The 7,734-nt window shown below is 74.0% G+C and carries 1 protein-coding gene; it reads right to left on the bottom strand.

The window, feature by feature from the left end; all coding sequences use genetic code 11:
* Position 1: 1 nt before the first annotated feature.
* Positions 2-7,648: an amino acid adenylation domain-containing protein gene (locus AB0I60_RS13215; RefSeq protein WP_360728894.1), complete on the bottom strand. Its 7,647-nt coding sequence runs from the start codon at positions 7,646-7,648 to the stop codon at positions 2-4.
* Positions 7,649-7,734 lie beyond the last annotated feature (86 nt).

The raw sequence follows: 7,734 nt of genomic DNA, 5'->3' as shown, positions 1-7,734 counted from the left end.
TTCACGCTTCCCGGTCGACGAGGGCTTCGAGGTCGGCCAGCACGAGGTCCTCGACGAGGTCCGCGAGGGACGACACGGTGCGGGCGGTCAGCACGTCCCGGGGCGACAGCTCGACGGCGAAGGCCGCCTTGGTCCGGGACGTGATGCGCAGGCTGCGGATGGAGTCGCCGCCCAGGGCGAAGAAGCTGTCCTCCACGCCGACCCGGTCGACGTCCAGCTCCTCCGCCCAGATGGCCGCGATGGCCTCCTCGGTCTCCGTGCGGGGTGCGACGTAGTGGTCCGAGGTGACCGCGTCGCGCTCGGGCGCGGGGAGCGCGACGCGGTCCAACTTGCCGTTGGCGTTGAGCGGCAGACGATCCAGTGCCACGAACGCCGTCGGAACCATGTGCTCGGGCAGCGCACTCGAAGCGTGACCGCGCAGTTCCGAAACCTGCACGTCCCCGTTCGGCACGTAGTACGCGACCAAACGCTGTTCCTGCTCCAGCACAACGACCTGGGCGACGGCAGGATGCGCACCCAGGACGGTTTCGATTTCCCCGAGTTCGATCCGGAAGCCCCGGATCTTCACCTGCTGGTCCGCCCGGCCCAGGTAGTGCAGCGCCCCGTTGAGCCATTTGCCGAGGTCGCCGGTCCGGTACATGCGAGAACCCGCTGTGCCGTAAGGGTTTGCCAGGAAGCGGGACGCGGTGAGCCCCGGCCGGTTCAGGTAGCCCCGGGCCAGTCCCGGCCCGGCGACGTACAGTTCGCCGGCCACCCCGGGCGGCACGGGTTCGAGGTCGTCGTCCAGCACGTAGACGCGCAGGTCGGGGATCGGGACGCCGATGCTGCCGTCCGCCTCGGTGTAGGTGACGTGGACGGTGGTCTCGGTGATCCCGTACATGTTGACCAACGTGCCGCTGCCTTGCCAATCCTGGACTTTGTGCAGGTCGAGCGCTTCGCCGCCGAAGATGACCAGGCGCGGGTCGGGTTGCTCGGGCAGGAGTTGGTAGAAGGCGGACGGGGTCTGGTTGAGCACGGTGACGCCTTCGTCGCGCATGAGTTGCGCGAAGTCCCGGGGCGACCGGGAGGTCTCGTAGGGGACGACGACGAGTCGTCCGCCGTGCAGAAGGGGGCCCCACAGTTCCCAGACGGAGAAGTCGAAGGCGTAGCTGTGGAACAGCGTCCACACGTCGTTCTCGCCGAAGCCGAACCAGTGGTCCGTCGCCGAGAACAGGCGCACGACGTTGCCGTGCGGGATCACCACGCCCTTGGGCTTGCCGGTCGACCCTGAGGTGTAGATCACATACGCCGCGTTGTCCGGCGTGAGGTGGACATCCGGTGCCACGGTGGAATGTCCGGACACGTCGGGCAGAGCGTCGAGCACCGCGACCGGTCGGGCGTCGGCGATGGTGCCCGCGATCCGGTCGGCCGGGTAGGCAGGATCGATGGGCAGGTACGCCGCGCCGGACTTCAGCACGGCGAGCACCGCGACGACCAGGTCGGCGCTGCGGGGCAGCACGAGCGCCACCAGCTTTTCGGGGCCCGCGCCGAGTCCGACGAGGTGGTGCGCCAACCGGTTCGCCTGCTCGTCCAGCTCGCGGTAGGTCAGCGAGGTGCCCTCGAACCGGACCGCGACGGCATCGGGCGTGCGCGCGGCCTGCGCCGCGAACAGCCCGGGGACGGTCGCGGACGGCTCACCGGACTCGCGGCCGGCGAACCGGACCGCGACGGCATCGGGCGTGCGCGCGGCCTGCGCCGCGAACAGCCCGGGGACGGTCGCGGACGGCTCACCGGACTCGCGGCCGTTCCACTCGACCAGCACCTGGTGCCGCTCGGCGTCGGACAGCCACGGCACCCGGCCCACCGGCCGGTCCGGGTCGGCGACCAGGCCGACCAGCAGGGCCGTCAACCGCTCGCCCAGCCGGACCACGGTGTCCGCGTCGAACACGGCGGGCTCGTAGCCCAGCAGCACGCTCAGCCGGTCCGCCGGGTAGACGGTCGCGGACAGCGGGAAGCTGGTCACCTCGACCGCCTCCAGCTCCCGCAGGCCCATGCCGTCGGCCAGGTCCACCGGGTAGTTCTCGAAGATCACCGCGCTGTCGAACAGGGCGGTGCCCGCCTCGACCCCGCTCCACGCCTGCAACCGGGTCAGCGGCACGTGCTCGAACCGGCGCGACTCCGCCTGGGCGGCCTGGAGCTCGCGCAGCCAGTCCGCGACCGGCCGGGCGCCGTCGACGTCGACCCGCACCGGCAGGGTGTTGATGAAGATGCCGGTGATGGCGTCCACGCCCGGCAGGTCCGCCGGCCGCCCGGACACCGTCGCGCCGAAGCACACGTCGCGCCGCCCGGACGACCTGGCCAGCAGCAGCGCCCACGCGCCCTGCACGACCGCGCTGGGCGTGACCCGGTGCGCGCGGGCGAACTCGTACACCCGCGCCGTCTCCTCGGCGGTCAGCTCCACCGGGTGCCGCGCGGACGACGTGGCCCGGCCGGTCGCCGGGCGGTCGGCCGGCAGGGGCGTGGGGGAGTCGAACGAGCCGAGCACCCCGCGCCAGTGCCGCTCCGCCGCCGCGTCGTCCTGCTCCGCCAACCACGCCACGTAGTCCCGGAACGGCGGCCGGTCGAGCGGTTCGCCCAGCACGTCCGACAGCACCTGGAACACGCTCCAGCCGTCCAGCAGCACGTGGTGGAACGTCCACAGCACCCGCACCGAGTCGGCCGACAGCCGGATGACCGCCACCCGCATCAGCGGCGCGACCCCGAGGTCGAGCCCGGCGGCCTTGTCCTGCTCCAGCAGCGCGGCCAGCCGCACCGCGCGGTCGGGCTCGTCCAGCCCGCTCCAGTCCAGGAAGCTGAACGGCACCTCGGCGCGCGCGTGCACGACCTGCAACGGCTCCCGGACGCCCTCCCACAGCACCGAGCTGCGCAGGACCGGGTTCCGGTCGACGACCCGCTGCCACGCCCGCGCGAACGCCTGCGAGTCCGGCACGCCGTCCACCACGAACGTGGTCTGCTGGAAGTACACCCCGCGCTCGCCCAGGCCGTGGAACACCATGCCGGCCTGCATCGGCGTCAGCGGGTAGGCGTCCTCGCCGGTGATCAGGTCGACCTGGTCCTGGGTGAGCCGCGCCAGCGGGAAGTCCGACGGCGTGCGCCCGCCCGCGCCGGGCTCCCGGCAGTGCGCCAGGATCGCCCGCAGCGCGTGCGCGAACGCGTCGGCCAGCCGCGCCACCGTCGCGTCGTCGTGGACGGCCGAGCTGTAGTACCAGGAGAACTCCAGCCGGTCGTCCTGCACCTTGCCGACGACGTCGAGCAGGTGCGGTCGCGGCATGTCCGGGTCGGCGACCAGGTCGAGGTCGCGCTGACCGGTGAAGCGCCCCAGGTAGTTGAAGCTCACCGCCGGGTCGCACGCCGGGCCGCCGGCCAGGTAGCGCAGCGCGCCGTAGCCGATGCCGCGCCCGGGAACCGCCCGGAGCTGCTCCTTGACCGACTTCAGCGCCGGACCCCACCCGGCCGGCACGTCGAGCGCCACCGGGAACACCGTGGTGAACCAACCGACCGTGCGGGACAGGTCGACGTCCTCGAACAGCTCCTCGCGGCCGTGCCCCTCCAGGTCGACCAGCACCCGGTCGTCGCCGGTCCAGTCCGCGAGCACCCGGCCCAGGGCGGTCAGCAGCACGTCGTTGACCTGCGTCCGGTACACCTCCGGCACGTCCCGCAGCAGCGCGGCGGTCTCCTCCTCGGTGAGCCGCGCGGTCACCTCCCGCGTGGTGGCGAAGGTGTTCGCCCCGTCCCGGTCGGTCGGCACGCCGGGGCCGGCCACCGCCGACCAGTGGGGCAGCTCGGCGGCGAACCCACCCGCCGCCGCGTGGTCGTGCAGCCTGCGCGCCCAGTCCCGGAACGACGTGGTCTTGCGTCCGATGTGGACGGTCTCGCCGGTGACCGCCTGGCGGTAGGCGGTCATCAGGTCCTCGGACAGGATCCGCCACGACACCCCGTCCACGACGAGGTGGTGCGCCACCAGGCGGACCGACCGCGCGCCGACGACCTCCGCGCGCAGCAACGGGTCCGCGCTGCCCACCGGCTGGGTGACCTGCCGGTCGGCGGCGAACCGCATCCGCAGCGCGTCGTGGTGCGCGACCAGCGCGTCCACCGCCGCGCGCAGCGCCGCCGGGTCCACGTCGTGGTCGAAGTCCACCACCAGCGACTGGTCGAACAGCGTCGACCCGGTGCCCAGGAACCACCGCTGGATCGGGGTGAGCGGCGCGTCCCCGGTGACCTCGCCCTGGTCGGTGACCGGCGGGAGGTCGCGGGTGACGTGCGGCGCCAGCGCCGCGATGGTCTGGTGCGCGAAGATGTCCCGCGAGGTCAGGACCAGGCCGGCCTGCCGCGCGCGGGTGACCACCTGGATGCCCAGGATGGAGTCGCCGCCCAGGGCGAAGAAGTTGTCCCGCACGCCGACCCGGGCCGCGCCCAGCACCTCGGCGAACACCCGCGCCAGCTCCGCCTCCACGGGCGTGCGCGGTGCGACGTGGACCTTCGGCTCCTCGGGCGGGGCGGGCAGGTCGTCCCGGTCGAGCCGGTCCAGCCCGACGAACGTGGTCGGCACGCTGTGCGCGGGCAGCACCTGGGCCAGGAAGCCCTGCAAGGCCGCCGGGCTCACCGGCGGTGCCACGTAGGCGACCAGCCGGCGGTCCGTGGCGACCACGGCGGCGTCCTCCACCTCGTGGTGCCGGCGCAACGCCTCCTCGACCGCGCCCGGGTCGACCCGCACGCCGCGCACGCGGACCGCGTCGTCGGGCGGGAAGTCCAGCGCGACGAGCCGGCGCAGCTCCCGGTCCGGGTCCTCGACCACGTTGTGCAGCAACGTCTCCAGGTCGTCGGCCAGCACCTCCACCGTGGACCGGTCGAACAGGTCGGTGTTGTACTCGACGGTCAGCACCAGCCCGTCGGCCCTCGGCCAGAACTCGACGACCAGGTCGAAGCGCGCGTTCGGCCGGGGCAGGTCCTGCTCGGCGACCGCGAGGTCGCCGAAGCGCCCGTCCCGCACCAGCGGCTGCTGCAACGCCACGACCGCCTGGACCAGCGGCGTGCGGCTCGGGTCCGGGTCGGCGCCCAGCTCGGCCACCACCCGGTCGAACGGCACGTCCTCGTGCGCGAACGCCTCCAGCGCGGTGTCGCGGACGTGGTCCAGGAACCCGGTGAACGGCAGCCCGGGGTCGACCCACGACCGCAGCACCAGCGTGCGCACGAAGAACCCGACCGCCCGCTCCAGGTCGGCGTGGTCCCGGCCGGAGGTCACCGTGCCCACTGCGACGTCCCGCTGCCGGCTGCGCGCCGACAGCAGCACCTGCACGGCGGCGGTGAGCGTCATGAACAGCGTCGCGTCGTGCGCCCGCCCGACCCCGGCCAGCCGCTCGACCAGCTCCGCCCGCAGCGGCCGGCGCAGCACCGCGCCCGCCGAGGTGCGCAGCGCCGGGCGCGGCCGGTCGGTGCGCAGGTCCAGCGCCTCCAAGTCGGCCAGCTTCTCCCGCCAGTACGCCACGTCGCCGACCGGGCGGGCCGCGTCCCACGCGGCGAAGTCCGGGTACTGCGCGGTGGCGGCGGGCGGCTCCTCGCCGGCGTAGAGCGCCGCCAGCTCCTCCACCAGCACCCCGACCGACCAGCCGTCGGTCACGATGTGGTGCTGCACCAGCACGAGCACGTGCTCGTCCGGCCCGAGCGGCAGCAGCACCGCCCGCGTCAGCGGCCCCTCCCGCAGGTCGAACGGGATGCCGACCTCGCGCGCGACGCCCTCCGCCGGGTCGGTCTCCTCCCGCACCGCGAGCGGGATCGTGCCGCGCTCGGCCACGACCTGCGCCGGGGCGCCGTCCACCACGTCGAACGTCGTGCGCAGCGCGTCGTGCCGCTGCGCCAGGGCGTCCAGCGCGGAGGCCAGCCGCGTGACGTCCAGCGGACCGGTCAGGCGCAGGCCCACGGCCGTGTTCTGCTCCGCCGTGCCGTCCAGCGAGAACAGCCGGCGCTGCGCCGGGGACAGCGGCAGCGCCTGCCCGCGCGGCACCCGGGGGATGGGCTCCGCCACCGGCAGCGCGCTCGCCAGCGCCTCGACCGTCCGGTGCTCGAACATGGCCCGCACCGGCAACCCGCCGAGCCGGCCCAGCGCCCGCACCGCCAGGATCGAGTCCCCGCCCAGCGCGAAGAAGTCGTCCCGCGCGCCGACGTGCGCGACGCCCAGCACGTCCTCCCACACCCGCGCGACCCGCCGCTCCTCGTCGGTGCGCGGCGCGACGAAGTCCTCCGGCAGTTCGCCGACGACCGGCGCGGGCAGCGCCGCCCGGTCGAGCTTCCCGTTGGGCGTCAACGGGAACGCGTCGAGCGCGACGAACGCGGCCGGCACCATGTAGTCGGGCAGCCGCGCCGCCAACCCCTCGCGCAGGCCGTCCGTCGAGCCCACCACGTAGGCGACCAGCCGCTTGGGCTCGTCGCGCGGCACCACCACGACCTGCCGCACGCCGGGGAACCCGGACAGCACCGCCTCGACCTCGCCCGGCTCCACCCGGAAGCCCCGGATCTTCACCTGGTGGTCGGCCCGGCCGACGAACTCCATCGTCCCGTCGGCGGCCCGGCGCACCACGTCCCCGGTCCGGTACATCCGCGACCCGGGCGGGCCGAACGGGTCGGGCACGAACCGCGACGCCGTCAGGCCCGGCCGCCCCAGGTAGCCGCGCGCCAGCCCGACGCCGGTCACGTACAGCTCGCCCTCGTCGCACGCCGCCAGCTCGGCGTCCAGGACGCGCACCGACGTGCCGGGGATCGGCCGGCCGATCGGCGGCGTGCCGCCGGGCACCAGCGGTTCGCTCCACGAGGTCACCACAGTGGACTCGGTGGGCCCGTAGGCGTTGATCATCCGGCGACCGGGTGCCCACTGCCGCACCAAGTCCGCCGAGCACGCGTCGCCGCCGACGACCAGCGTCCGGAAGCGGGGTAACGCGCGCCGGGGCACGGTGGCCAGCGCGACCGGCGGGATCAGCGCGTGCGTCACGCCGAACTCCTCGATCACGTCCGCGAGCTGGTCGCCCAGCAGCGGCCCCTCCGGCGGCACGACGAGCGCGGCACCGGCCGGCAGGGCCATGCACAGTTCGAGCACCGAGGCGTCGAAGCTGGGCGAGGAGAACTGGAGCACCCGGTCGCCCGGCCGCACGTCGAAGTGCGCCACCTCGGCGGCGGAGAAGGCCGGCAGCCCCCGGTGGGTGACCACGACGCCCTTGGGCCGCCCCGTGGAGCCGGACGTGTAGATCACGTACGCCGGCTGGTCGTCGGCGATCTCCACGTCCGGGTCGGTGTCGGGCCACCCGGAGACGTCCAGCGGCTCGTCCAGCACCAGCAGCGGCTGGGCGTCGTCGATCATGAAGGAGATGCGCTCCGCCGGGTACGCGGGGTCGACCGGCAGGTAGGCCGCGCCGGTTTTGAGCACCGCGAGCCGTGCGATGACGTTGTCCACCGACCGGGGCAGCGCGATGGCGACCACCCGTTCCGCGCGGGCGCCTTTCGCCATCAGCAGGTGGGCGAGCCGGTTGGACCGCGCCTCCAACTGGCGGTAGGTGACCGTCTCCTGCGCGGAGAGGACCGCCGGCGCATCGGGAGCGCACGCGGCGCGCGCGCTCACCACTCTCGGCAGGTTCTGGGCAGACGTCATCGCTAGCAGAGCCTTTCTTGGGGTTTGTCGTGCCCGGGGCCGCGGCCTACCCGCGGTGA

Source organism: Actinosynnema sp. NPDC050436 (genome assembly GCF_040655415.1).
In the GTDB taxonomy this organism is placed as follows: Bacteria; Actinomycetota; Actinomycetes; order Mycobacteriales; family Pseudonocardiaceae; genus Actinosynnema.
This window is presented reverse-complemented; position numbering and strand designations above follow the sequence as displayed.